Genomic DNA, 24,422 nt, shown 5'->3' with positions numbered 1-24,422 from the left:
TAATTTTTATGGCGAAATTGTATTATTTAAGTTTTCGCTTTTAGGTATAGAATACGCGGCTTGTTCATCGATTTTAGACCAGTTTAGGCATAAAGGTTCAACATGTTTGCTGCCCTAGCACGTTTAAGTTTAGTTACTCGTATTCTTATTGCCATTATTCTTGGTTTTATAGTTGCGTATCTATTCCCCAATTCAGCCCAATATTTCATTATTTTAGGCGAGCTTTTTATTAAAGCATTAAAATCCATTGCCCCAATTCTTGTATTTGTCTTGGTTCTCTCGTCTATCGCTAACTTTAAAGTTGGTGAAGGCGCAAGCAACTTAAAACCAATCCTTGGATTATATGCAATTGGAATGTTACTGGCTGCTATTAGTGCAATTACGATAAGCACAATATTTCCAAGTACTTTAATTTTTGCCCACGCAAGTGAAGTTACTTTACAACCACCAGGTAGCGTAGCAGAAGTATTAAAAAATTTACTCCTCAGTTTTATTACCAATCCAATAACAGCTTTACATGAAGCCAATTTCATTGGGATTTTAGCTTGGGCGGTAGGCTTAGGTGCAGCACTGCGTCACGGTTCGGAAACGACTCAACAAGTGATTACAGATGTTGCAGATGCAATTAACGCTATCATTCGTGTCGTGATTGCTTTTGCTCCAGTGGGGATCTTTGGTTTAGTTGTTGCGACATTTGCGCAAGCAGGTTTAGAAACCTTAAAAAACTACGCGCACTTAATTGCTGTTCTTATTGGTACCATGCTTTTTGTTGCACTGATCATCAATCCATTAATTGTTGGTTTTGTGATGCGTAAAAACCCATACCCATTGGTTTTAAAATGCTTAAGAGAAAGTGGAATCACCGCATTCTTTACTCGTAGTTCTGCTGCCAATATTCCTGTAAACCTTGATTTAGCAAAACGATTAGGGGTAAATGATACCACTGCAAACGTTGCAATCCCTCTAGGTGCAACCATTAACATGGCTGGCGCTGCTGTAACAATTACTGTACTTACTCTAGCTGCGGTGCATACGCTTGGTATTCAGGTTGATATCGTCACTATGGTGATCTTATCTATAGTCTCTGTGGTAACAGCTTGTGGTGCTTCCGGTGTTGCTGGTGGTTCTTTGTTGTTAATTCCTGTCGCTTGTGGTTTATTTGGTATTCCTTCAGAAATTTCAATGCAAGTGATTGCAATTGGTATGGTGATTAGTGTGCTTCAAGACTCAACAGAAACAGCATTGAACTCCTCGACTGATGTATTATTTACAGCAGCAGTCGATCTTTCTAAAAAGTAATATACAGCGTATATGAACAAAAAGAAGGAATTATGCCTCTACAGTATTTGCCCGTTTGGATTCAACTAGGTGCGTTTATGCTTGCGGTCAATGCAGGCATAATTAACGTACTTGGTTTAATTACCGTTCTACATCAATCTATTTCTCATATGACGGGCAATGCTAGTTTATTTGCGCAAGCACTTATTCATCAACAATATGAATATGTGCTTTACTTATTTATGGTGATTGTCAGTTACGTCATTGGTTCAAGTTATAGTGGCTTTATTTTAGGAAATAGCAATTTTAAACTCGAACGGAGATATGGTATTCCACTTAGTCTTGTGGGTGTGTTTATTCTCCTTTGCTGGTTATTTATTCCTTTTTATCCAAAATATGCTTTGCTTTGGGCGAGTACAGCAATGGGAATGCAAAATGCTATGGTCAGTCACTATAAAGGTACGATCATCCGCACTACACACCTTTCAGGGGTTTTAACGGATCTTGGTTTGGCTTTAGGTTATTTTTTTAGAGGCCTTGGCATTGAAAAACGCCGTGTGACACTACATCTACTGATTCTTTTCGGATTTATTCTGGGTGGACTGATTGCCAGTATAGTACATCCTTATTTACAATTAAATTCATTCCTTATCCCTGCTGGATTAAGTTTAATACTCAGCTTAACGTATTGGTTTATTTATTTTCGGCATGGTTCGAAACACATTTAATGGTTGGTTATTGTTATGGTCAAAAACGCGTTACAAGCACAGTTACTCAAAGCTGGCTTAGTAGATAATAAAAAAGCAAAGAAATTATCAAAGCAGGCACAGCATGAGCAACGTACAGGTCAGAGCAATGAAGCTGAGCTTAAAGCTAAAATTGAACAAGACAAGCAAGAAAAAATCAGTAAAGATCAAGCGCTGAATCAAGAGAAACAACGCGTTTTAGATGAAAAAGCCTTAAAAGCTTCAATTATCCAAATGATAGCTCAACATAAAATCAAAGATACAGATGGCGATGCGGTCTATCAATTTATTGATGGTTCAATTAAAAAAATCTATATCAATCAGCAAATTTATAATGCTTTAGTTTCAGGCAGTTTGGTGATCGCGCATGATAATAATGATGCGTATGCAATTTTACCCAAAGCTTTGGGTGAACGTATCAATGAAAAAATGAATGGATTTATTATTGTCAACAATTCTGAGAAGAATGAACAAGTGACAGATGAGGAAGATCCTTATGCTGCTTATGTTATTCCAGATGATTTGATGTGGTAATCCCCTGTTATATTTTTAGAAATTTCATCAGCCTAATGCTTCAATCATTAGGCTTTTTTTGATTTATAGTCAAACCATTTAATTATTCATACAATTAATTTTCATCAAGTCATTAATCAAAAATGAAGCTGAGGTTTTTATGTGAACTTTTAGAAACGATTGGTAATCAATTCGTTTTTTATACTTTTAAATCATAGATGCTTGTCCTAACGTGGGGCGACATGGATATCGCCGTTGGGCGGGGGTAAAGGACGTACCCCTCGCCCAACCTGAGCAAAAACAAAGTACTGCTTTGTTTGCAGCGCAAGGTTTGGCAATCCCCACGAAAAGTGAGGCATCGCCTACGCAACGGTATTTAAACTTTGAATGTAAGATGTGGTATTGCAATGCTTTTATATCCAAGCAATTGATTTAACTAAAACTATTTTTAAGAGAAAATATATTCTTGTATCTGAGTTTTTTGACAGGTTGGCTATAAATAAAACAGTTTAAGTATTAAATTTATTTTTTATCCCTGCACTTTTCCTCAAAATTTCTACATAATTGTGCGCTAATCTTACGCGAAATTACATAAATGGAACGATGCAACATGCACCGTAGAAAACTTTACTGGGGTACATTGAGTACTTTAAGCCTTACAATATGCGCTATCACCTCTGCAAGCCTTGCAAATGATGAAACGATATCTACAAATAAAACTATTGAAATGACTCAACATCAAGAAACTGAATCACCTCAACAATTAAAAACCTTGGTTTTTGCAGCGGAACAAACACCTGCTAAAGATCCTGATATCAGTGCGGTCGCTAAAACCATTGTGACACGTGAAGAAATGCTACAATTTGGCGATCAATCGGTCAATGATGCTTTAAGACGTGCAGCAGGTTTTCAAATGCCAACATTTGGACAAGGACCGCGTGGATCAAGCGGTTCAGGCAGCATGCGTTTTCGTGGTGGTGGCGCACCAGTATTTTTGATTAATGGGGAAGCTGTGCAAGGTGGACCACGCGGTGGTATATCTATTGTTGACTCGATTACGCCTGAAATGATTGAACAAATTGAAATCACCAAACAACCTAGTGTAGCTCAAGCCTCAGTTGCCTCATCCGCAGTGATCAATATCATTTTAAAAGAACCCTTAGACAATGCTCGAATCAGTGGCAATGTTAAATTAGGATATGGCATCACCCAATCCGATCAAAAAGAAGAACAACGTAAAAATATCAGTGTCCAAGCAGATGGGCGTGATGGTGCATGGATTTATAGTGTTTCATCCAATCAAATGTGGAATGACAGTAAAACAAGCACAGAAATTGAAAATATAAATGGTACACGCCAACAAATACGCAGTACCAATCGTACTAATACCATGTTTGCACCACGTATTGAATATCAAATTGATGATCAACGAAAACTGGTTTCAGAAATTTTTTATCGTAAGAATGAAAGTGATGGCTCTAGCAGTAATCAAGTTCAAAATGATAAAAATGACAGTATTCGTTTAAACAGCCGTTATGAGCGTAAAGATAAAGGTGACTCAGACAAAGTCCGCTTGTCTATTGAAAAACAAAATGAAACTGAATCCACTCGTTCCAATCAATACAGTTCTTATATTGATGAAACTGTGAATGAATACGGTTTAGCTTATGATGGGGTACGCAAGTTTGATGAAAGTAAACAAGTAAAATTTGGACTTGATGCGCGTGACAATGAGCTAGCAAGCAATATTGCTGATACATTAGATGAGCAACGTTATGCACTTTATTTGGAAGGCAGTTTAAAATTTTCAAAACGTCAAACGCTTACCGTGGGTGTGCGTCAGGAATGGTTAGAACGTTCAGGCTTGGTTGGTTATAGTGATCAAAGCCTAAGTCCTGTGCTTGCACATCGTTTAGACTTCAACGATCAATGGTCTTTGCAAACCAATATTAGTCGCGCCTATAAAAGTCCAAATAGTAACAATCTCATGCCGACTGTTTCCATTTCAACTGATGCTGATGCAGGTTCTATCAATAACCCAGACCGTGGTGGTAATCCCAATCTTCGACCTGAAAAAATCACTGCACTGGAAACGACCTTGGGTTATAACACTACTACAGGAGGTATAAATATTACGGCTTTTCATCGAGATATTGATGACTATATCGAAAAAGTGATTCGTCAAGAAGGTACACGTTTTGTTGAGCGTCCATATAATCAAGACCAAGCAACAACCTATGGTGTAGAAGTTTCCGGTCGTTATGCTTTAAAACAAACTGAAAATGGTCATTCATTTATGTTGAATGGACAATTATCGACGGTACGCGCCAAAATCGAAGATACCGATCACAATACTCGTTTAGCCAGTGATGTTGCACCTTATACAGCTAGTACAGGCGTTTCATACAATTACCAGCCTTGGCAGTTAGCGACCAGTATTAATCTTACTTACACGCCAGAATTTACTCGTGCTCTAGATAATCTTGCCTATGATCGTACAAGTAACGAACGTGTAAATGTCGATATTAGTGCAACAAAACGCTTCCCTAAAGCTTGGGCAACAACACTGAGTGCTCGTAATATTTTGAGTACAGATTATAAAGAGCGTTTAAATAATCAAAGTGATGGTAGTTTATATGAAGCTCGAGTCAATGATGCTATTCCAAGTTTCTTGTTCAGTGTCGAGAAAAAATTCTAATTTTCATTGGAATAAATACATATATAAATCAAACTTTTATAAGTTACTTACCAATAAATAATGAGTAAATAAACATAAATAAGTGATCCATTTAAAAACCGAAGTTTAGAAACTTCGGTTTTTCTTAATCTGCTTAAATATAAAAACCACAAATGATAAAACAGAGTAAACAGACGGTTTCTGCGATTTCTATACTTGCACCAATGGTGTCACCCGTAATGCCATCAATTCGTTGAATAAATTTATAGCGAAGATAAATTAAGGTCAAAATAAAAATCGTCGCGGTCACTAAACCTACCCAGACAAAATAACCTGCACCCAATAAACTAATACCAAAAATGATCATTGCCCAAGTTTTAGGAATATATTGAGCAATAGACCAACCTAAACCCTTTTCACGGACATATTCAGTGGTTAGAAATAAAAATAATGGTGTTAAACGCCCTAAAATAGGAAATAGAATCAAAGCAGTATAGTATTGCTCTTGTAATAACACATACAGTGCAGACCACTTAATCAAGCAGATAACAATTAAACTCAGCACACCAAATGGTCCACATGCTGGGTCTTTCATAATTCTTAAAGTATTTTCTTTATCACCAAAGCCACCGACCCAAGCATCCGCAGTATCGGCTAAACCATCTAAATGTAAACCACCAGTGAGTAAAATCCAGAGGACTAGAATAATAGTACTGAGTAAAACAACAGGTAAAACATGTAGAAAACTGGCAACGGCAAACAGAACCAAACCAATCAAAAACCCAATCACTGGATAAAATAGCAGTGACTGACCATTTTGTTTTGGCGAAGGCATATTTTTTAAATGAACAGGGAAAACCGTTAGAAATTGCAATGCAATCAAAAATGGGGTCATTTATTGCTCTCCAATAACTCTAACTGCATGGTTTCACTGTCCAATATAAACCGATTTAATTGCCCAAGTTCTGCTGACATTTTTAAAATATCATCAAGAGATTGCTTTAGTGCAATACATTTTAAAAGCTTAATCACACCACCATGCGTCACAATCAAAGCAGTTTGGCTTTGGCTAATCAACATCTGCTCTTTGATTGCTTGTAATGCTTGCTTAATTCGATACTGAAAATCTAAATATCTTTCAGCATTCGGCGGGGTAAAATGTGTCGGAGATTGCCAAAAATTTTCCAATAACTCTGGGGACTTTTCATAAATCTGCTGTGTTGAAATGCCTTCCCAATCACCAAAATGTATTTCTTGTAATCGATGATCCTGCATTAGAGGTATTTTTACTTGTTCAGAAAGTGACTGTGCAAATGAAAAACAGCGCTTAAGGGGCGAGCTAAACATAAAATCCCAGTTCGTTTGCACAGAAGATTGATCATAAGAAATGGTCTGGTGCATTTGTTGCCAGCCCAATTCCGTCAATTCGTCATCAGTCGAACCACGCAAAGTATGATTCAGCGTAGTTTCCCCATGACGTAATAGATCAATCCTCAGTTTCATGCATATGCTCTTTTTGAATTATGAATAAATTTAAACTTTCTGGCCAATCACAGCTGCTTCTGCAAAGGTTGCCATGTTGTTATGTAAACTGCATGCCAACTTAATCACCCCCAAGGCAGCACCCGCACCACTGCCTTCCCCTAAACGTAAATTAAGCTTTAATAATGGATCAGCATTCAATTCTTGTAATAGACGCTGGTGTCCATATTCAGCAGACTGATGACCAAACAACATCCATTGTCGAACTTCAGGATTGAGTCGTACCGCGACTAATGCCGACACAGAACTAATAAAACCATCAACAATTACAGGAACGCCGAGTTGAGCACAACGAATATAAGCTCCTGTCATTGCAGCAATTTCTAAGCCACCTACAGCACACAAAACTTTAAATGCATCATTTTTAACATAATTTTTATGTAATTCAAGTGAATTCTGAATGATATTTTTTTTATGAATCAACTGATCAGCACGAATCCCCGTGCCTACACCTGTCAGTTGCTCAGCGGGCTCATTTAATAAGAAACATGCAATCGCTGAAGCTGAACAGGTATTGCCAATCCCCATTTCTCCAGCAATGTAAATTGAAGCACCTTGTGCAATGGCTTTTGCTACACTCTCACGCCCCAGCGCCATGGCTTGCTGACATTGTTGCTCAGTCATTGCCAATTGTTGAGCAAAATTGGCAGTCCCTTGAGCGATACTGTGACGCTCAACCCCTTGATATTGGTAAACTTCACCCACTGTACCACAATCAATGACTTGTAAAGTGGCAGCATATTCTTTAGCAATCACACTGATACACGCGCCACCCGTTGCAAAGTTTTGCAGCATTTGACGAGTTACTGCTTGTGGATATGCTGAAATATTTTCAGCCATCACCCCATGATCGCCTGCAAAAATCGTGATCCAAGGTTTGTCTACATTAGGTTTTGGGTTACTTTGCAAAGCAGCCAATTGCACGGCGACATTTTCCAAAACAGACAGTGAGCCTGTTGGCTTGGTCAATTGTAATTGACGTTCTTCAGCCTGTTGTTTTGTTTCTGCATTTGGTACTTTACATGCTTCTAACCACCAATTCATTGTTACTCTCCATCTCAAATTTTTAAAAATTCATTATTAATCGTTAAAATGCTCAAATTTCTATGATAGTAATCACAATATTTATCCTTTTAATAACATCGGAAAACCTGCGACGCAAAACACTACTTTATCAGCAATTTGACCTAATAGTTGATGTAAACGTCCTGATTCATCAACAAATTTTCGGGTTATTTCACCCATTGGTATAACACCTAGCCCAGTTTCATTACTGACTAAAACAATTTCAGACTCTAATTTAGGTAAGTTTTTAAGCAATTTTTCACATTCAATGCGTTGCATATTTGTGTCCTCATGCATCAATAAATTACTCATCCATAAGGTTAAGCAATCGACCAAAATCACTTGCTTTTCTTGATCTATTTGTTTTAAACAATCTGCTAGATAGAGTGGTTCTTCAATCAGCCGCCATTCATTAGGTCGTTGTGACTGATGGTGTGAAATACGTTGTTGCATTTCATCATCCCAAGCTTGGGCCGTAGCAATATAAATGACCTTTAGATTTGAGTCTTTCGCGATCTTTTCAGCTAATTTACTTTTTCCTGAACGCGCGCCGCCAAGGATTAATTGCAACATGAATTCCACTCCCAAGATCCATCTGTTTTTTTCGGATTGAGTATAAGTTGATGTAACGTGGCTAAAGGCCCTTGTAAGGCTTGCGCTTGATATATACCAAAATTAAGCCGATCAACGCTAATTTCAAAACTTTTTTGATCAATCGTTTCGATAGCTTTGAATATTTCTTGTGCTCTAATCTCTGTTGAATACAGACCTAAGGTAATATGTGGATAATAATGTAATGCAGCAATTTCTTGGCTTGAATAGGATAATAACTGTCTAATATTGCTTAGGCTATTTTCATGATCTTGAATTTCTATAAACAAAGCACTACTAAAACTATTTATTTTTCCTGTCGTTAATTTAAAACTATTTGGCTGGTTTTGGGTCAGAATTTTAAGCTGTTGTTGAAATTTGCTTTGAATAAAATCATCATCAAATTGCATTTTATTTTTTTTTAGAAAGCCACAAATATACAATGTGATATGAAATTGGCGTGTGTTGGGTTGCAATAAATAGTTTGAGAATTTTTCTGTTAAATCATTTAAATAAGCTAATAATTCGGGATGATGAATTTCGACGTACCATAAGGCGTAGTGTTTTCTCCCTTTGTGCCACTCAGGATAATTATGTGTCTCAGTTGGAGTTGTTAAACTTTGAGAATCTAAAAACACATCAAATTCACATTAATTTTAATGCTTCTATTAAAGCACGTAATCATCATGTTTAAATCTTGAATTGACTGAGTGTTGTTCAATTGAAAATGAATTTTATTCAGTCAGATTTTATGATTGCCTGATAAAAATCCAACATAGATTCAAAATAGTAATCTGCTCTCGCCAGCATGACCTGATTCGGCGCTTTAATATCCTCAATCAAAATCGTGACTCCCCCAGCCAAATCTGCTGAAGTAATCCCATTTTCAGAATCTTCAATCATCAAGCTGTGTTGCGGATTTAGATTTAATAAAGTGCAGGCTTTGTTAAAAATTTCTGGATGTGGTTTACCTTGTATCACGTCATCGCCACAGACCAACAAGGTAAAATAATGATCAATTTTTACAAGTTTTAAATATTTTTCAGCAATTTTTCGGGTACTAGATGTAGCGACAGCCAATAGGATATTTTGAGATTGCAAATAAGCTAATATTTCTAAAACTCCAGCTTTCACTGGTACGCCTTGCGACAAAACTATCTCAAGTTCAATTTGTTCAGCACGCTGCCGAATGTGCTGGTAAGGAATATGTTGACCATAAAACTTTTGCGCTAAATGTTCTGAGCTTAACGCATTAAGCCCTAAACATTGCATCAAATAATCTAAGCTAAACTCTACACCGATAATTTCCAACGACGCTTGTTTTAATACATTAAACCTAAGCCTTTCAGTGTCCAGCATCGTACCGTCCATATCAAAAATAGCAGCTTGAATAGTATGTCGCTGGAATTTCACAGTGTTCCTTTTATAAACCGATCAAAAAGGAGAAACCAGTTCCCCTAAAATTTTATAGCAATCTATTGAATATTATAACATTGTTTCAACTTTAAATAATCATAATAATAGCTGTTTGCTTTATAGCGGGCATAATCACAATCTTTTTTAAAAGCAATCTCTTTTTCGTTGTAGAGCATTTTTAACAAAGTCTGCCCTTGCGAATTTTGATAAATATCCCACTGTAAGTTTGCTGCCATCGGTGAGATATCTTCACCACGCCATGCGCTATTTGAATAATTAAACGTCTGTGTCAAGGGCACAGATTGCATCATCCCCTTTAACTCTAAGCTAGTTGCTAAAGGGATAATGATTTCAGCATGAGCAAATCTTAATACAGCAACATTCTTTTGTGTGTTGCTCATAACATCATCAACTTGTTTAAATAAATCCTGTTTAAGTGATTTGGCAATATCTGTTGTTACAGCTTTTCCTGTATCAAAGCTTGGGCCTTTACTATAAAAATCATTGGCATCATTATATTGCGCATAAAACTTAGCCGCTTTGATAGGCATATATTTTTTAAAATGGGTCGCACCAAGCTCGTCTTGCATTCCATCGGTGATTGAATACAACTCGTACACATAAGCCGCAGCATCTACTGCACTGGCAATAGTATTTTTACCTTTTCCTTTTTCAGTAATCTGTTCTCCTTTTGGACTTGTTACAGTGAATGATCCTGAATTACTAAAGCTATAGCCAGTTTGACCAATTTTTTGAATAAACGCTGTTTTAAAAATTGGGCTTAATACATCTGTTGCGATTTTTTGCGCATTAGGATCTGCACTCAATGCTTTAATTTTTTGTTTTAAGTCTGGATCGTTCTCTTCAAAATCTTGATATTTTAAGCTAGCAGCATAGACTGTTTTGTCTAAATCCGTTTTAACATTGGTCAAATCGTCTTGTACATTTAAACTATGAAAATACAGATGAAAGCGATTTACCCCACCATCAACAATACTTGGTATAGAGATACTGTTGAGACTTTGATAACTTGCTGGTGTAATTACAGTTTTTAAACTCGGTTGCTGTTTCAATAATTCATGGGTAAAAAATTTAGCACTGTCCACCGCTCGATCCACACCCGAGCTGATGACTTGTACAGATTTACCTTGTTGGCTAGCTTGATTAAATAATTGTGGTAAGCGTAGTAATAAACGATCTGCAATACCCTGATGCTCTTTAATACCCACAGAAGTTTCGTTGCCATAGCCATACTGACGTATACCTTCTACCCCATAACCCAATAGAATATTGGCTTTCATCATAGCTTCTAAATCGGCACCCAATTGTTCACCCAATGGCGTTAAGGCATTTTCCTGTTTTGCTTTTAACCACATGTTGTATAAAGCTAAATCATATTTAATACTCGATAAACCTCGTGAACCATGTCGAGCAACTAATTCTGTAAAAACTGCATGATAACCAACGGGTGTTGCTTCATAACTGCTTAGTTTCTGCTGAGGTTGATAGGGTTGTTTAGTCTGTAAATATAGTGATGTATCTGCCTTAGGTGGTACTACAACAGCTGAGTTATCATCATGATCATTGTTGCAGGCTGTTAAAAAAATTCCTGAATATAAACAAATGATTAGAGAATATTTAATTTTAAATGGTTTCATCATTGAAATATCATATTAGGTTGAATGCAGGCAAACTAATCAAAGAACATGACACTGATATGACCATTATCTATTTATTCCATTTAAAACAACAAAATAAAAGACAGCAATAAGAAAATACCAACCATTAAGAAATATAGTGACGAGTTGATACACTCCTATACTTATTAAAGACCATCTAATTTCAATAAAAACTATCAACTTACCCAAAAACCCGCTTAAAGCACAAACAATGTCTTGGATTATTTTAGCTAATGCCAAAGTAAGCCAGGTAAAAATTTACAGGTTTGATCTAACCAACATAGTTGTTCTTTACGATCTAACCTGTCATGTCCCCCCATTAGATGTAATATATAACGATCTAAATCACCAGCATCAATTGGTCTTTCACTTCTTATACCTTTAGTTGGCATTTGATCATACCAAATAACAATGGGAACACGATATCCAGCCTCGGTACTTGCACTATGTCCAGCATAGTTCTGATCATGTCCAACTTCATTACCATGATCTGATAAAAAGGTAAAAGATCTAAAATCTGATTGAGTGGAAGTTAGAAGGTCAAACAGCTTTGAAACAATCCAGTCTTGGTAAAGTATGCTGTTATCATATTCATTTCGCTTCAGTTGAATTAAATGGCTTATCTCATTTTTTTCAAGTTTTTCTTCTACTTCATCATTTGAAGAATCGCTAAATTTAGAAAATTGTTCTGGATAGCGCATTTTATAATTCGGATGTGAACCAATAAGATGTAGAATTATAAATTTACGAGGTTCTGGATCATTTAAAGCAATTTTATATGCAGGAAGAATCTTTTCATCTAATGAAGTACTACTACGGCCTGATTTCTTATTTATAAATACTGCTTTATCTGCATAAGCTGCAAAAAGCGAAGAAATATAAACATCGTCTTGGTTACTAATCCAGTAAACTTTAAAACCTGCAGCCTTTGCATATGCCATGATATTTTCTGGCGCATTATCATCCATTACATCCCGTGTACCATCATTAAATAAATAACGTAAAGATTGAATAGTAGAAGATGCAGGTGCGTATCCACGACAAAATACTTTGAACTGATCACTACGTTTAGTTAGTTCAGGTGTTGTATTTCTTGGATAACCACATAATCCAAAATTAAAACTTGTAATACTATCTGTTAAAACAATCGTATGTATCTGTTTTTTATTAAATTTACCATCAACAACCAACCTCTTTTTTGCATTAAGGGTCCATTCTTTATGTATTTTATCATGCTGTAAAATACGGAGTTTAAAGTCTGCAATATTGCCATAATATCCATACCAAAAAAGTAATGGATGTAAAGCAATTGAAGGCTTAAACGCATAACTCACTATACATAGTAATATTAACAAACCTACAGCATAGCGTCCCACTCGGTTTACTTGCTGATCATGTAAATCTGTTTTATTAAAATATTTAAATAATATAGAAAAATATAAAATTAGAGCAATTAAAATAAAGCCAATAAAGAGCGTAAAAAAAACCACATGTAGATGAAAAAACTCTAAACTTTCATTAAATGTTGTATTCGCAATAGATTCTACAACTGTATATGCTTCAGCATCACTATTGAACAATAGCCAACTTACTGAAAGTAAACTTGTATGAAATATAAAGATAAACCACCAAAATATGGAAAAAAATTTCCACAATAAGTTTGATTTTTGGGTCGCTTGAAAACACAGCCAGCAACCTGGTAGTGATAAAAGTGCCAATCGTACACTATCCGACCAGTTACCTGCTAAACCCAATAGCAGTAAAGTAATAAGTGGCGGAGTAAGTAGATACAAAGTAAAAAATAAGCGGTGCCAATATATGGGCATTAGTTTAAATCGCCTCATTATAGTTAGAAAAAGTAATATTGAATGAGTACAGTGATCCAAATAAATAAAAAGACAAGTATGCCAATTTCATGAATTAATGGAATAGGAAGTTTTCCAGCAAGCTTATTTCCAATGAAAACTGTAGGAGCATTCACTAACATTATCCCCAAACTCTTCCCTATAGTTACTCAGGCTATGCTGTCAAAACGCGCTGCTAAAGCCACCATAGCTAATTGAGTTTTATCACCAATTTCTGCAAAAAGAAAAGTATAAAGCTTGCACCAAAGATGCCATATTTTTGCCATTTTTTAATACTTTCGGATTCATCGCCTAGTCATCTGGAATAAGCATCCATACAGCCATACCGATAAATCCCACAGAAACTATCCAAACAATAATGTAGGACTAAGAACAGTAGTAATCCACTGCCCTAAAACAGCTGAAACACCATGTTTTAGTAATGTTGCGAGAAATATAGCGACAAGAATAGGAGTAGGCTTTTGGAGTCGAGCTGAAAGTAGTAACGCCAATAATAGGGTTTTATCCCCAATTTCGGATAAAGCAAATACGGAACGAGATATTAGCAAAGCGGATAGCATAATAATTTCTCTGGCTAGCAATAACCAATGATTTGTCACTCTTTCTAGCCAGAGCAGAGTCATAAATCAAAGGTCTTGCCAGCAAAAAGAAATATATGCTCGAAAGATCTTTTAGTTCTTTGCTAGGATGACCATGCCCATTTGAGCAATTATGTTGATCATCACCTCTTTACCTGAGTAAAAAGCGGCTACTTGCCAATGAAGTTTTTGTATTCTAGTAGAAATAAGATTAGTTTTCAATCATGCATTATGTAGATAAATTAAATCTATAATGTACTTTCAATATCATATTAATATAAATTCTATACCTACTATATACTTTAAATTATTGGATTTTTATGCCTTAAAAAGATCACCTAGCAGCATGTTTAAGTTCATTTTGAATCTGAATATTAAGTTGAAAATTAACTTTCTGATTTTGGCGAGCACTATTACGCATCTGATAAACTTGTATTGTGTATTCACCACTCAAAGGTAAAATAAGCTCACCAACTTGACCACCAGTAGAACCAATAAAAATTGCCTCATCCCTACCCGGCTTACTATTAGGAGAGAAAAAATTAATATTTGCTAAATTTTTATTACTGTTTATTTTAAATTTAAGAACTTGTCCTTTTTTTGCATAAATTTTATATTGAATATCATCATATCCCTTAAAACTTCCTGTCTGTGTTTTTTGATCTGTACCTTTGGAAAAGGTTATAGATTCTTGAGAAGTTTTAGCAAATGCAGATAGTGAACTAAATGATACTAAAACTGATAAAAGCGGAACACTTATGATGTTTTTCATTTTAAAACCTAATAATATTACTTGTCTCTAAGTATAGGAAAATTTAAATATTTATTATTTAAGTTATGTATAGGTTTATTAAAGATATCGCTTACCTTGTATCAAAGTTGATCAGAAGTTACATATATGCCCTCCAAGTCCGACTCCAATTACCATAAAAAGCCATGTTTGTAGGTTGAAATACGCATCCTATTAAACCAATCTATTGATTTATAATGAAAAAATATTAATAATTTTGTATAAAAAGTATAAGGTGTATTATCCTAGTTTTAGGATGTATAAGTGTACTATAAATTTTATGTTAAAAAATCGCGATATTCATCTTCCGATTATTATTATTGGTGCCGGTATTGCTGGAATAGCATGCGCTAAAAAACTACAAGAAAGTGGTAAAAAAGTTACCCTACTTGAAGCCAGATCTCGTATAGGTGGACGAATAGATTCATTGAAATCTGATTCTGATGTTTTTGATTTAGGTGCATCATGGATTCATGGTATTAAAGGTAATCCTATATGGAAAATTACCCAAGAAAACCACATTGAAACAAAAATATTTAACTACTATAAATCTCAATATTTTCATGAAAATGGTTTGCTATTTTCTGATCAAGAAGTTCAGGAGTTTGAATCTCATGTAGAAAAAATAGAAATGCTACTTTCTCAAACACAAACAATATCTGCCCTGAATGCAATTAAAGAAATAATATCTTCTTTAGATTATTCAGGTAGCAAATTTTCAGAGTGTTATCTTAAAAAAATATTATTTAACTTTTTCGAGCGAATAGCAAATGATCCATTTGCGACAAATCTTGACCAACTTTTAGCAAATTATAAAAATTATGAAGGTTATTTTGAAGGAGATGAAGTAATATTTCCCACGGGCTATCATCAAGTGATAGATGTACTTTCAAAAAAATTAGATATTAAATTAAATGTAGATGTAAAAAAAATCATCTGCAAAAATGATTATGTAAAAATTATTGATTCCAATAATAATTTTTACATAGGTTCTCGTGTGGTGGTTACTGTACCACTCGGTGTTTTACAAAAAAATCATATCGAATTTTATCCCTTGCTCCCTAATCACTATGCTAATTCTATTAAAAATATTGGATTTGGTTCATTCAATAAAGTATTTTTTGAATTAGAACAACCGCTTTCTTTTAGATTAAAACTACCTGCCAGACATATAAGTGATTTCTATTGGAATGATATTGGCTGTTTTAATATTTTAGACTTATCTGAAATTTATAAAAAACCAGTTTATTTGATGCTGTTTGGAGGAAAACAATCAGAATTTATCGATAATTCAACGAATAATCAAATATACCAGTTTATTTATAATAGCTTAAAAAAACAATTCGGCAGTATTCCCCATAAGCCTAAGAAGCTCATCATTACACGTTGGGGTTCTGATGCTTATAGTTATGGTTCCTTTAGTTTTCCATCACTGAAGCACACAGATGATCTGGTTAAAGTATTACACAAACCCATTCGAGAACAAATTTTCTTCGCTGGCGAGCATTGTAGTTTGAAATATGCAGGTACTGTTCATGGAGCATATTTAAATGGTAATGAAATAGCTGAAAAGATATTGGGAATAGTTTCACCTATTTAAAATAGTGGCTGTTATACAACAGTAAAACTTACTCAACCAAATAGATATGCGTGTGTAAATATTCAAAAGTAGCAGCTTCATGTCTATATCAACATCTAAAAAATAATTAATATCTAGATCTCTATTTATTATTTCATCATCATTGGTATGAGCAAGCTCATATACTGATACAATATTTCACATATATCATAATGTTGTTTTGGAGCCCATTTAATTATTTTCCATGTATTAAAGGGGCTTACGCCCCTTTAATTATAAGATAATACTTTGACATTATTACTTCGTGTTAGGAGCTTGCTGCTGTTCTTTTGCATTATTATCTTGTTTAGGATTAACACCAGAATTTTGCTGATCTTGATTTCCTTGTTGCTGTTTTTGAGGTTGATTACCTTGATCGCTATCAGGTTGTTTAGATGTTTGGTTATTTTGATTTGAACCAGGTTGATTAGTGGAGTTAGACATAATAATTATCCTTTTTTTATCATTAACATTAATGACAAAATCAAGCATGATCCTTTGCTTTATTAATAGCTACTCTTTATATGTATCAACATATATTAAAATTATAAAAATAAATTCAAAAGCATTGATTTGATTGAAATATTATTTCATTATTTTTTAATAATATTTATTTAGATCAATTCAATATAAACATTTAAAAATCAATCAAAAATAAAATTTGCAAACACTTATAATCCACTTAAAATATTTAAATAATATTCATTCAAGAAACTATAAATCTTATTAATACTATTAATTTTAATGATTTTATATATAAAAAAGCCCTCAATTGAGGGCTTTCATTCACTTCTTAATAACCAACAGTAAAACGTTGATGAATATGGTTATTACTTTCAATTTCATCAGACAATGCTATTGCAAAATCTTCAGCTGAAATTTTGCTACCATCTTTACCTATTATAAGTTCATCTTTTCCTAAACGAAACTCCCCTGTTCGTTTGCCAGGTGCAAACTCAGCAGAAGGTGATATGAAAGTCCAGTCGATATCATCAACTTGTTTGAGTTTTTCAAGAAAATTTGTAGCTGCTTCTGCTTCAGGTTTATAAGCAGCAGGAAAATCATCGGTATCCAATAAACGTACATTTTTATTAGGAAGCGTTAATCCACCAGCGCCGCCTACGACGAGGTAACGTTTAACTTTTGAATCCCTAATTGTATTGATCAATGCATTAGCATCTAATCCTTGGAAAGGAACTGAGCTTATAACAGCATCCTGACCTTTTAGTACTTCTACGAGTGCATCATGATCATTTAAGTCAACATCTAAAGATAAAACACGTTCCGTATCTGGTATTTTATGTGTATCACGTGCAATAGCTTTAACATAATGACCACGTGAAACAAGTTCTTCTAAAATACGTGAACCTGCCATACCTGTTGCACCAATCAAAGCAATTTTCATAATAATTCCTCAAGTGTTTAAGATAATTTCAAATAAAAAAGATCTATAAATTATCAGATATAAAATTTTTAAAGCTCAAAATTTCAACAACAAAATAATCAATAATTTATAAGCTAGTTATTTCCGATAATTTATAATCATTTATATCCTTAAATTTTACATTATAATTTAAGTTAACTTTATGTCAAAATTATGTAAGTAATGTCTTATACAATAAAACTATATATTAATATTTGTTTACAGCATTATTATTTTTGTAATTTTTTAATGTGATTTTAATCTTAATAAAGACCCAATTACACCTTTTAAGCGAAATATAAAATACATCTCACCATCAAAACCACTTTAAAACTTGATTAAAAGATAAAAATTTTAACAATCTATTTATCACAATTTTAATCACACATTCTTAATACAATAAAACATCACGGATTAAATATTTTATATTGCAACCTAATATAAGCCTTATTTATAGAAAAACACTGAATTTTCAATAAAAAATAAAATCTTTAAAATAATATTTATTTAAATTACCTCTATTAAAAATACATCCCACAAATATAATCCAACAAAATATTTATTATAATTATGTAAAATCTATGAGAAAAACAAATTGAAAAAACATCTTAAAAGATTGAATAAATCTAGAAAAGTAGTTCATCGAACTCCTCTAGCGTTTCATATGGTTAAGTTGAGCTACCGTAATGTGTAGACAATTATCCATTGAAATGGCTGTGTTGCTTTGATTGATCTTATTAGACTCAACTGTATGCTTACCAATGTGTCATCTATACAAAATTTAAATAGTTATATTTTCATTTTTAAGATATTCTACAAAAGCTTTGCTAGTTATTTTAACGTAAAATCTTTTCTGAGAAATTTAGTAATGATTAAAAAATGCCTTTATCTTTTTATACTTTGTGGGCAATCGTATTCTATGCCAGCATTTTCTGAGCAAAACTCAAAAGAAAGATCATTAATGTTTAGTTCTGAACAAAATGAAATTTCACTTGAAAGCACTCCTTCAGTTGATTTTTTTGATTTTAAAAAACAACAAGAAGAATTATCAAAAAAACAAAGATATGAAAAGGCGGTAAAAATTCAAGAAGACTCATTAAACACATCTACTATGAATACGTATGAAAAGACTCAATACTACTTAAAGAAAAATGATATGAATGCAGTAGAGTCTCTACAAAATCAACAAAACATTCAGTATTTACAAAAAGCAAAAGATCGAGGGCTTATTTCAAATGATGAGTATCAGAGAAAATTCAATAATCTAAATACACCTTTATTAAATCAGCGTAATATTCAAAATCAATAACCCAAAGCTCAGAGGCTTAAATGCGTTTTCTTCGAAACACTTGAAGAAATACACTGAGTGTACTTTTGAATAGTCTAAACATCGTAAATCGATATTTTTTGCTAGTCCTGATTCTATGAGTTAGGACTAGGCTATGTTGAGGTTATCTATAATTAAGCGATATAATCGAATAAATTATATACTTAGTCATTATTGATTAATTTCTCAATCTGCATTATGCGTATAACATTCATTATTTCGGGAATCATTTCCATGCCTTTATTCAAATATAGTTGTGTAACCCTTATGGTGTTTACCATCACCGCTTGCGCTACCTTTGTCTCCAAACCCAATGAAGTCGAAGTGGCTGCACAAAAACTAGTAGGGCAACCAGCCAGTAATGCATTTAAATTATTTGGTAAACCTGATCATGGTCTGGGTCCATCATCGTATGGTAGTGGTGGCTTCTATGGGTGGAATCGAGTGCAGACCCATGTAACACCAGAAAAAGTTTTCGTGCAGACAGGTGTTGAGTATATTGGCCAAAAGACGACAATGGTTGGAATCGGAGGTGGTGGCGTGATTGGCCAAATGCCAGTTGGTAGCGAACCTGTATATCGGAAAACTGGATATACAGAGAATCGGACTGTTATCGATTATTTTTGCAATATCACTCTGTACACCGATAAAAAGAATATCATCACAGATGCCAGTGTGATCGGCTGTAATAAGAAGAAGTGATAGTGTAGCTTAAAGCCTATAATTTCAAATGAGTTTATAGCTTATTTAGTCTCATTCTAACACATTGTTTTTCGCATCATTTAAAGCACTACATTCATTGTATTTGGCGACAGTATCAATGATCTATAACAGGAAAAAATATGTCTAAACAGCCAGAATGGATAACACGTGGAAAAACTATCAAACAATTAATTAAAGAGTTGGAATCTTTCGAGGATCAAAACTTATTTGTTGAGATCTCTCTAGACGATGGAGATACATCGAAACCAATAAGTTCGGTTGGTAAAATTGATGGCAAATGTATTCTACTAAATTGTGAAAATTCAAAAGAATAACAATCTCATTAAACCTAATGGTCTTTAAGGGAACTACTCTCAATCTAAGGGTCATGCTTCATCTAATTTTCATTATCAATTCGCACTGCATTCGCTCGTTCTAAATTATTTATTTTCCTAAATAACAAATAAGTTTAAGTCAAATATCCACCCCCAAACCACTTTGTCCATTATGACGAACATAGTAGTTATCAAATTCACTACTTTCCACGAATTGAAAACCATGACGACTATAAAATCGATTTGAAGCACTCTCTTTTAAAGCTCCTACTTTCAATGACAAACCAAGTTCATCCACCTCCATGAAGATATGACGAAGAACTACAGAACCTATGCCTATACCTTGTGCACCTGGTTTAATATAGAGATGGTCAAGTAACATTCCATCGATATAAGGTTTAACAACCACGAAACCTACTCGTTCACCAGAAACTTCTATATAGCGAGTAAACTCAGGATTAAAGCCTTCTCGAAAACGCTCTCTTACACGTATGGGATCAAAACGACCAAGACGCTTAAGGCTTTCAAACATTGCTTCAATTCGAATAGCAACAAGCGCTTCAAAGTCACTAGATTGAGTCTTAACAAGTGTAACAACGCTCTTATTTAGCGAATATAATTTAATATCTGACAATTACTTTTCATCCCAATATTTTAAAAGATTATACAAAATTAAAAGTTTAACCCTCACTTAAAAGCCTTATTCTTTGCATCTTTCAATGTATTACACTCATTGTAATTAGCAATAGTAAATGATACATCGTGTGATTTGTTTACCCTGCCCTGACGCTAATTTTAAAAGTTTAGGGCAAGGTGTCATTCTATTATTTGATGTGTGAAGCTTATCTAGAGTTCTGGATAGCTATATCATGTTAATTTTATAAAACTAAAAAAGAGAAATTCTATTGATGCTATAAACAAAGCACCTCATACTTAGACAATGGTTTACTCCAAAAAAGAAACTCAGTATTTACCTGCTTAATGCGGGTTTCTTATTGCTTAAAAAATATGTCAGACTCAAATACCCTTTATAACAATATACATAAACATGAAGAATATTAATATTAGGAGCACCGAAATAAAAAAACGAAAAAATAAGGTCACTGTTTAATCATCTAAGATGTAACATGGTAATTTACAACTTAATTTTAAATCAGTCAATTCAATAACATAATTATAAAACTGATAAATTTAAGATTTTAATTTTGTCCTTTTTTTAGGATGTAATCCCTTATCGAGGAGGGCTTACTTACTTGCATCAACAACCTGAATAGTTATTTTTACTGATGTAAGATCATCAGTACCTTCACTATCACCGCTTTTAATTCTGTCTATTTCAAGCTGTTTAAGATGCTCATCTCATAATTTGAATTTCATAACCTGCATTTCATCCTTAAACTGTTTAATTGTGATTCAGCTCATGCTCAATTAAAGCACAAAATTCAGCTAAAGATGATGAAAAAGCTCATAATCAAGAGTAACAGGATCAAAAAATCAATCACTAAGTAGCCGATAAAATTTAAAAAAATCATTATGGTATTTTCATTGGTTCGATCTATATCGAATAAGTAATTCTATTTAGCAATATCGACTAATGAATTTTTAGCATCGCTAGAAAGTTTCAAGATGTTATTTTTATTTCGTGCTTGAGAAATCTTATAAACGGAAAAACCTAGTAAAAATATGCTAACTATTAATACAGAAGTAAAAACTATTATAAAAATTTATTTTTATTCATTAGCGTAGGATACTAATATAATATTTTAATCTAATATTGCACTCAATTTTCAAAATAAGTAAACCAATTTTAATTTTCATGCTAATAGGATCTTCAAAAATTCAAGAAAAACATCTAACCTCAAGCTGATTATCATCTTGGGTTACTTTTATTTTAATATTTTTATAAGTTCGTTTGCTGGGTTTCATTGATGAGCCCACTACATCTTCAAAAAATTTTCGGTCATTCATAAGATCACTATATGATTTATAGCCAATTAAAATTATTTTTGGAATTCTTTTACTTTCAAATAATTTACTAAGAATATTATCAAGCTTTTTAACATTAACGATTGGCATGTAAAAAACCATGGAAGAAAACATAATTATCCATTAAATATATAAATATGCAATGCCAGATAATCTCTATCTCAATGAAATACGTAACATTCTATAATTTTCTAAACAATCACTATCAATCTATATCTTTTAACGACTATATGTTTTCTCTATTGAATTTGAAAATTTTTTACTAAATAATCTTTAATTATTTCATCAGCCTGCATATCTAATAACTCATCAGATACCCAAAATACATACTCTTGATTTTTAATCTTAACTATTTTTTTATAATAGGTTGTAATTGATTTTGATGTAGAACCTTTAATTTTGAAAAATTTCTCATGGCTTACATTCCCAAGCAACTTACTTCCATGCCAAGGACCACCAATACAAATGTTCATGTTTTTTCCTATTCTTCAATAGTATCTTAGCACCTAATCATTACAGATTTGTTTTTTATGAAAAAAAAACTCACCTTTCGATGAGCTCCTTAAAAATTAATTTATTTGGTTAGCATATAACAAATATTCATATTGCCTTGCTCTTGCTTGTAACAACTCCATTGATCTTTTTTATAATTTTTAGCAGACAATACATTTTCTGGAGTTGTACCCAAATAAGGTTTACATTTACCACCACATGTTGTTGATTGCTCAATTAAATATTCTTTTTGATCAAATTCTATGTATACAAACTTTCCACCAGCACTTACACCTTTTTGAATTGAACAGGAATAAGTTTTTTTCTCATTTTGTGTAAAACATTTCCCTGAATAATCTGTAATTTGATAAGCAAAACTTGTCGTAGATACGATTATAAGAGTTAGCGATAAAATCCATTTCATTAGCTGTATATCTCAAAAAAATACCCACTTGATGGAATCAGTGGGTATACAAATCTATTAAACTGTGTGGATTACCATAAATTCGTCCACTACAGCTAAAATATGCCATACGCCTTGATCCAGATCAAGTAACATTCTTAGAAAAAACTTCAGTTTAACTATTAAGTCAAAACGGGATCAATCAACTGCTTGTAAAATATGTCGCGTCGCATCTACAGTTCCCAGTGTAATAAATCCCCTAGTATCATCTCTAGCTGTTGAACCGCTAAAACTGACTTCACTTGTTCTGTAGTAAACCTTAATAGCAGTTAAATTTGGTTATTGCATAGCTAGTAATGCGATTGCTTGTTACATGAACAGTTCTGATAATATTAATCAGGCTGAACAATTAATTATTAATTCTACTCAATCTATTGCTGCTGATATGAAGCGCACTAGAAAGAAAGCTTGTTGAGGTGATGAAATGGTCGCATTAAAAATTGCATCTGAATCTCTCAAACATTTAACAAGACTTGTTGAGCAACTGGTAAGCCAAAAAGAAGAACGCAGAATTGGGCGAGCCGAATTTGCTCACTTGCTGAATATAGAACCAGAAACTCTAGATGCCAGAATTAGAGAAGGACGCTACACGAAGCCATTTAAGGATGGTCGGAAGATTTATTGGTTTAGTTCATATGTCCAGTCTGTAATATTAGATATAGATTCAAAAAATAAAGCCACTTCAGTGGCTTTATTTTTGAGCAAATCTTTTTGTGAGTAACATAGTGAGTAACATTATTATTTTTAATTAAAATTCATCAATAAAAGGATGGATTATTCATCAACAATATCAGCAAAATTCGCACTCAAAACCTTCGCTAAATCTAGTGGATTAACCCCAATATCCAAGCCCCTTTTCCCACCACTCACATACATTTTACTTAACGGCTGTGCACTTTCACAAATTACCGTTTTTAAACGCTTTTTTTGACCTACAGGACTGATTCCACCAACTAAATATCCAGTTAAACGCTCTGCATCTTTAGGATCAGCCATATGTAGTTTTTTACAAGCAAAGGCGCTCGCTACTTTCTTTAAATTTAATTGATGATTCACTGGAAGGATGGCAACAAAATAGTTTTTATCATCTGTTACCATCAGGGTTTTAAAAACTTCTTCGACATTTAAACCTAATTTTTCAGCAGCCTCTAAGCCAAAACTTTTTGCATTTACATCATGTTCATATTCATGAACAGAAAATTCAATTTTATTTGATTTTAAAACTTTACAAGCAGGTGTCATAGCATAAACAAGATCAAAATTAAGATGATATTTGAATTATAGGACCATTCATAGAAATTTTAAATTAGGGTCTGTTGATAATTTGTCTGCGTTT

General features: G+C 33.6%; 28 protein-coding genes. 9 read left to right on the top strand and 19 right to left on the bottom strand.

What is annotated here, in order from left to right; all coding sequences use genetic code 11:
* Window positions 1–102 precede the first annotated feature (102 nt).
* The 3 genes from sstT to AC4CVF_RS07235 are packed head-to-tail and all read left to right on the top strand — an operon-like array spanning window position 103 to window position 2,558.
* Complete coding sequence (gene sstT, locus AC4CVF_RS07245; protein WP_490789148.1) at window positions 103–1,299, top strand: serine/threonine transporter SstT; 1,197 nt, start codon at window positions 103–105, stop codon at window positions 1,297–1,299.
* A 32-nt stretch (window positions 1,300–1,331) separates the two neighbouring features.
* Window positions 1,332–2,006, top strand: a complete 675-nt coding sequence (locus AC4CVF_RS07240; protein ID WP_336951006.1) for a YoaK family protein — start codon at window positions 1,332–1,334, stop codon at window positions 2,004–2,006.
* A gap of 15 nt (window positions 2,007–2,021) precedes the next feature.
* Window positions 2,022–2,558 (top strand): DUF2058 domain-containing protein, encoded by a 537-nt coding sequence (locus AC4CVF_RS07235; RefSeq protein ID WP_336951005.1) that lies wholly within the window; start codon window positions 2,022–2,024, stop codon window positions 2,556–2,558.
* A 206-nt stretch (window positions 2,559–2,764) separates the two neighbouring features.
* On the opposite strand, the gene AC4CVF_RS07230 is transcribed toward AC4CVF_RS07235, so the two are convergent.
* Entirely contained in the window at window positions 2,765–2,896 is a 132-nt protein-coding gene (locus AC4CVF_RS07230) for a hypothetical protein (RefSeq protein ID WP_336951004.1), read from the bottom strand.
* 251 nt (window positions 2,897–3,147) lie between these two features.
* Here AC4CVF_RS07230 and AC4CVF_RS07225 point away from each other — a divergent pair, with 251 nt between their 5' ends.
* Entirely contained in the window at window positions 3,148–5,235 is a 2,088-nt protein-coding gene (locus tag AC4CVF_RS07225) for a TonB-dependent receptor plug domain-containing protein (protein ID WP_336951003.1), read from the top strand.
* Window positions 5,236–5,368: 133 nt separating this feature from the next.
* Here the strand turns inward: AC4CVF_RS07225 and AC4CVF_RS07220 are convergent, their stop codons facing one another.
* The 11 genes from AC4CVF_RS07220 to AC4CVF_RS07170 form a co-directional block, all read right to left on the bottom strand.
* On the bottom strand, window positions 5,369–6,109 hold the full coding sequence (locus tag AC4CVF_RS07220; RefSeq protein ID WP_490789147.1) for an adenosylcobinamide-GDP ribazoletransferase: 741 nt from the start codon (window positions 6,107–6,109) through the stop codon (window positions 5,369–5,371).
* The gene (locus AC4CVF_RS07215) at window positions 6,106–6,717 is read right to left on the bottom strand and encodes a histidine phosphatase family protein (protein WP_336951000.1); all 612 of its coding nucleotides are present in this window, start codon (window positions 6,715–6,717) and stop codon (window positions 6,106–6,108) included. The genes AC4CVF_RS07220 and AC4CVF_RS07215 overlap by 4 nt, the downstream gene beginning before the upstream one ends.
* Before the next feature lie 30 nt (window positions 6,718–6,747).
* Window positions 6,748–7,800: a nicotinate-nucleotide--dimethylbenzimidazole phosphoribosyltransferase gene (gene cobT / locus AC4CVF_RS07210; RefSeq protein ID WP_490774087.1), complete on the bottom strand. Its 1,053-nt coding sequence runs from the start codon at window positions 7,798–7,800 to the stop codon at window positions 6,748–6,750.
* An 81-nt stretch (window positions 7,801–7,881) separates the two neighbouring features.
* On the bottom strand, window positions 7,882–8,394 hold the full coding sequence (cobU, locus tag AC4CVF_RS07205) for a bifunctional adenosylcobinamide kinase/adenosylcobinamide-phosphate guanylyltransferase (protein ID WP_336950998.1): 513 nt from the start codon (window positions 8,392–8,394) through the stop codon (window positions 7,882–7,884).
* Complete coding sequence (locus AC4CVF_RS07200; RefSeq protein ID WP_490789146.1) at window positions 8,382–9,050, bottom strand: 2'-5' RNA ligase family protein; 669 nt, start codon at window positions 9,048–9,050, stop codon at window positions 8,382–8,384. The genes cobU and AC4CVF_RS07200 overlap by 13 nt, the downstream gene beginning before the upstream one ends.
* A gap of 100 nt (window positions 9,051–9,150) precedes the next feature.
* On the bottom strand, window positions 9,151–9,825 hold the full coding sequence (locus AC4CVF_RS07195; RefSeq protein WP_490789145.1) for an HAD family hydrolase: 675 nt from the start codon (window positions 9,823–9,825) through the stop codon (window positions 9,151–9,153).
* A gap of 62 nt (window positions 9,826–9,887) precedes the next feature.
* The gene (locus AC4CVF_RS07190) at window positions 9,888–11,486 is read right to left on the bottom strand and encodes a histidine-type phosphatase (RefSeq protein ID WP_490789915.1); all 1,599 of its coding nucleotides are present in this window, start codon (window positions 11,484–11,486) and stop codon (window positions 9,888–9,890) included.
* Between the two features lie 251 nt (window positions 11,487–11,737).
* Window positions 11,738–13,225: a phosphoethanolamine transferase gene (locus AC4CVF_RS07185; protein ID WP_419820359.1), complete on the bottom strand. Its 1,488-nt coding sequence runs from the start codon at window positions 13,223–13,225 to the stop codon at window positions 11,738–11,740.
* A 296-nt stretch (window positions 13,226–13,521) separates the two neighbouring features.
* The gene (locus tag AC4CVF_RS07180; protein WP_419359722.1) at window positions 13,522–13,638 is read right to left on the bottom strand and encodes a TMEM165/GDT1 family protein; all 117 of its coding nucleotides are present in this window, start codon (window positions 13,636–13,638) and stop codon (window positions 13,522–13,524) included.
* Window positions 13,639–13,716: 78 nt separating this feature from the next.
* On the bottom strand, window positions 13,717–13,932 hold the full coding sequence (locus tag AC4CVF_RS07175; RefSeq protein WP_419327259.1) for a TMEM165/GDT1 family protein: 216 nt from the start codon (window positions 13,930–13,932) through the stop codon (window positions 13,717–13,719).
* A 352-nt stretch (window positions 13,933–14,284) separates the two neighbouring features.
* Window positions 14,285–14,722, bottom strand: coding sequence for a DNA breaking-rejoining protein (locus AC4CVF_RS07170; RefSeq protein WP_419327260.1), 438 nt, complete (start codon window positions 14,720–14,722; stop codon window positions 14,285–14,287).
* Between the two features lie 298 nt (window positions 14,723–15,020).
* Here AC4CVF_RS07170 and AC4CVF_RS07165 point away from each other — a divergent pair, with 298 nt between their 5' ends.
* On the top strand, window positions 15,021–16,340 hold the full coding sequence (locus AC4CVF_RS07165) for an NAD(P)/FAD-dependent oxidoreductase (RefSeq protein WP_419327261.1): 1,320 nt from the start codon (window positions 15,021–15,023) through the stop codon (window positions 16,338–16,340).
* Window positions 16,341–16,616: 276 nt separating this feature from the next.
* Here AC4CVF_RS07165 and AC4CVF_RS07160 read toward each other — a convergent pair whose 3' ends face one another.
* Both AC4CVF_RS07160 and AC4CVF_RS07155 read right to left on the bottom strand, forming a co-directional pair.
* Window positions 16,617–16,850, bottom strand: coding sequence for a hypothetical protein (locus AC4CVF_RS07160; RefSeq protein WP_490789144.1), 234 nt, complete (start codon window positions 16,848–16,850; stop codon window positions 16,617–16,619).
* Window positions 16,851–17,151: 301 nt separating this feature from the next.
* A complete protein-coding gene (locus AC4CVF_RS07155; protein WP_419327263.1) occupies window positions 17,152–17,763 on the bottom strand; it encodes an NAD(P)-dependent oxidoreductase in 612 nt (203 codons plus the stop codon).
* A 937-nt stretch (window positions 17,764–18,700) separates the two neighbouring features.
* Between AC4CVF_RS07155 and AC4CVF_RS07150 the strand changes: the two genes are divergently transcribed.
* The 3 genes from AC4CVF_RS07150 to AC4CVF_RS07140 all read left to right on the top strand — a co-directional run bounded on the left by AC4CVF_RS07150 (window position 18,701) and on the right by AC4CVF_RS07140 (window position 20,145).
* The gene (locus AC4CVF_RS07150; RefSeq protein ID WP_336950989.1) at window positions 18,701–19,090 is read left to right on the top strand and encodes a hypothetical protein; all 390 of its coding nucleotides are present in this window, start codon (window positions 18,701–18,703) and stop codon (window positions 19,088–19,090) included.
* Window positions 19,091–19,342: 252 nt separating this feature from the next.
* Window positions 19,343–19,810 (top strand): hypothetical protein, encoded by a 468-nt coding sequence (locus AC4CVF_RS07145; RefSeq protein ID WP_336950988.1) that lies wholly within the window; start codon window positions 19,343–19,345, stop codon window positions 19,808–19,810.
* A gap of 140 nt (window positions 19,811–19,950) precedes the next feature.
* Window positions 19,951–20,145 carry a hypothetical protein gene (locus AC4CVF_RS07140; RefSeq protein ID WP_336950987.1) on the top strand — a complete coding sequence of 65 codons (195 nt, stop codon included), beginning with the start codon at window positions 19,951–19,953 and terminating at the stop codon, window positions 20,143–20,145.
* Window positions 20,146–20,284: 139 nt separating this feature from the next.
* Here AC4CVF_RS07140 and AC4CVF_RS07135 read toward each other — a convergent pair whose 3' ends face one another.
* The 4 genes from AC4CVF_RS07135 to AC4CVF_RS07120 all read right to left on the bottom strand — a co-directional run bounded on the left by AC4CVF_RS07135 (window position 20,285) and on the right by AC4CVF_RS07120 (window position 23,047).
* Entirely contained in the window at window positions 20,285–20,677 is a 393-nt protein-coding gene (locus AC4CVF_RS07135; protein WP_336950986.1) for a GNAT family N-acetyltransferase, read from the bottom strand.
* 1,307 nt (window positions 20,678–21,984) lie between these two features.
* Window positions 21,985–22,221: a hypothetical protein gene (locus tag AC4CVF_RS07130; protein WP_419327266.1), complete on the bottom strand. Its 237-nt coding sequence runs from the start codon at window positions 22,219–22,221 to the stop codon at window positions 21,985–21,987.
* A gap of 149 nt (window positions 22,222–22,370) precedes the next feature.
* Window positions 22,371–22,604, bottom strand: a complete 234-nt coding sequence (locus tag AC4CVF_RS07125) for a hypothetical protein (RefSeq protein WP_419359728.1) — start codon at window positions 22,602–22,604, stop codon at window positions 22,371–22,373.
* Window positions 22,605–22,705: 101 nt separating this feature from the next.
* Window positions 22,706–23,047: a hypothetical protein gene (locus AC4CVF_RS07120; RefSeq protein WP_336950983.1), complete on the bottom strand. Its 342-nt coding sequence runs from the start codon at window positions 23,045–23,047 to the stop codon at window positions 22,706–22,708.
* 463 nt (window positions 23,048–23,510) lie between these two features.
* Between AC4CVF_RS07120 and AC4CVF_RS07115 the strand changes: the two genes are divergently transcribed.
* Window positions 23,511–23,807, top strand: coding sequence for a hypothetical protein (locus tag AC4CVF_RS07115; protein ID WP_490789143.1), 297 nt, complete (start codon window positions 23,511–23,513; stop codon window positions 23,805–23,807).
* A 53-nt stretch (window positions 23,808–23,860) separates the two neighbouring features.
* Here AC4CVF_RS07115 and ybaK read toward each other — a convergent pair whose 3' ends face one another.
* Entirely contained in the window at window positions 23,861–24,328 is a 468-nt protein-coding gene (gene ybaK / locus AC4CVF_RS07110; protein WP_419327269.1) for a Cys-tRNA(Pro) deacylase, read from the bottom strand.
* Between the last annotated feature and the right edge of the window lie 94 nt (window positions 24,329–24,422).

Source organism: Acinetobacter sp. LipI_19 (genome assembly GCF_058242925.1).
Note: the sequence above shows the minus strand (reverse complement) of the source record. Positions and strands in the feature narration are given on the sequence as shown.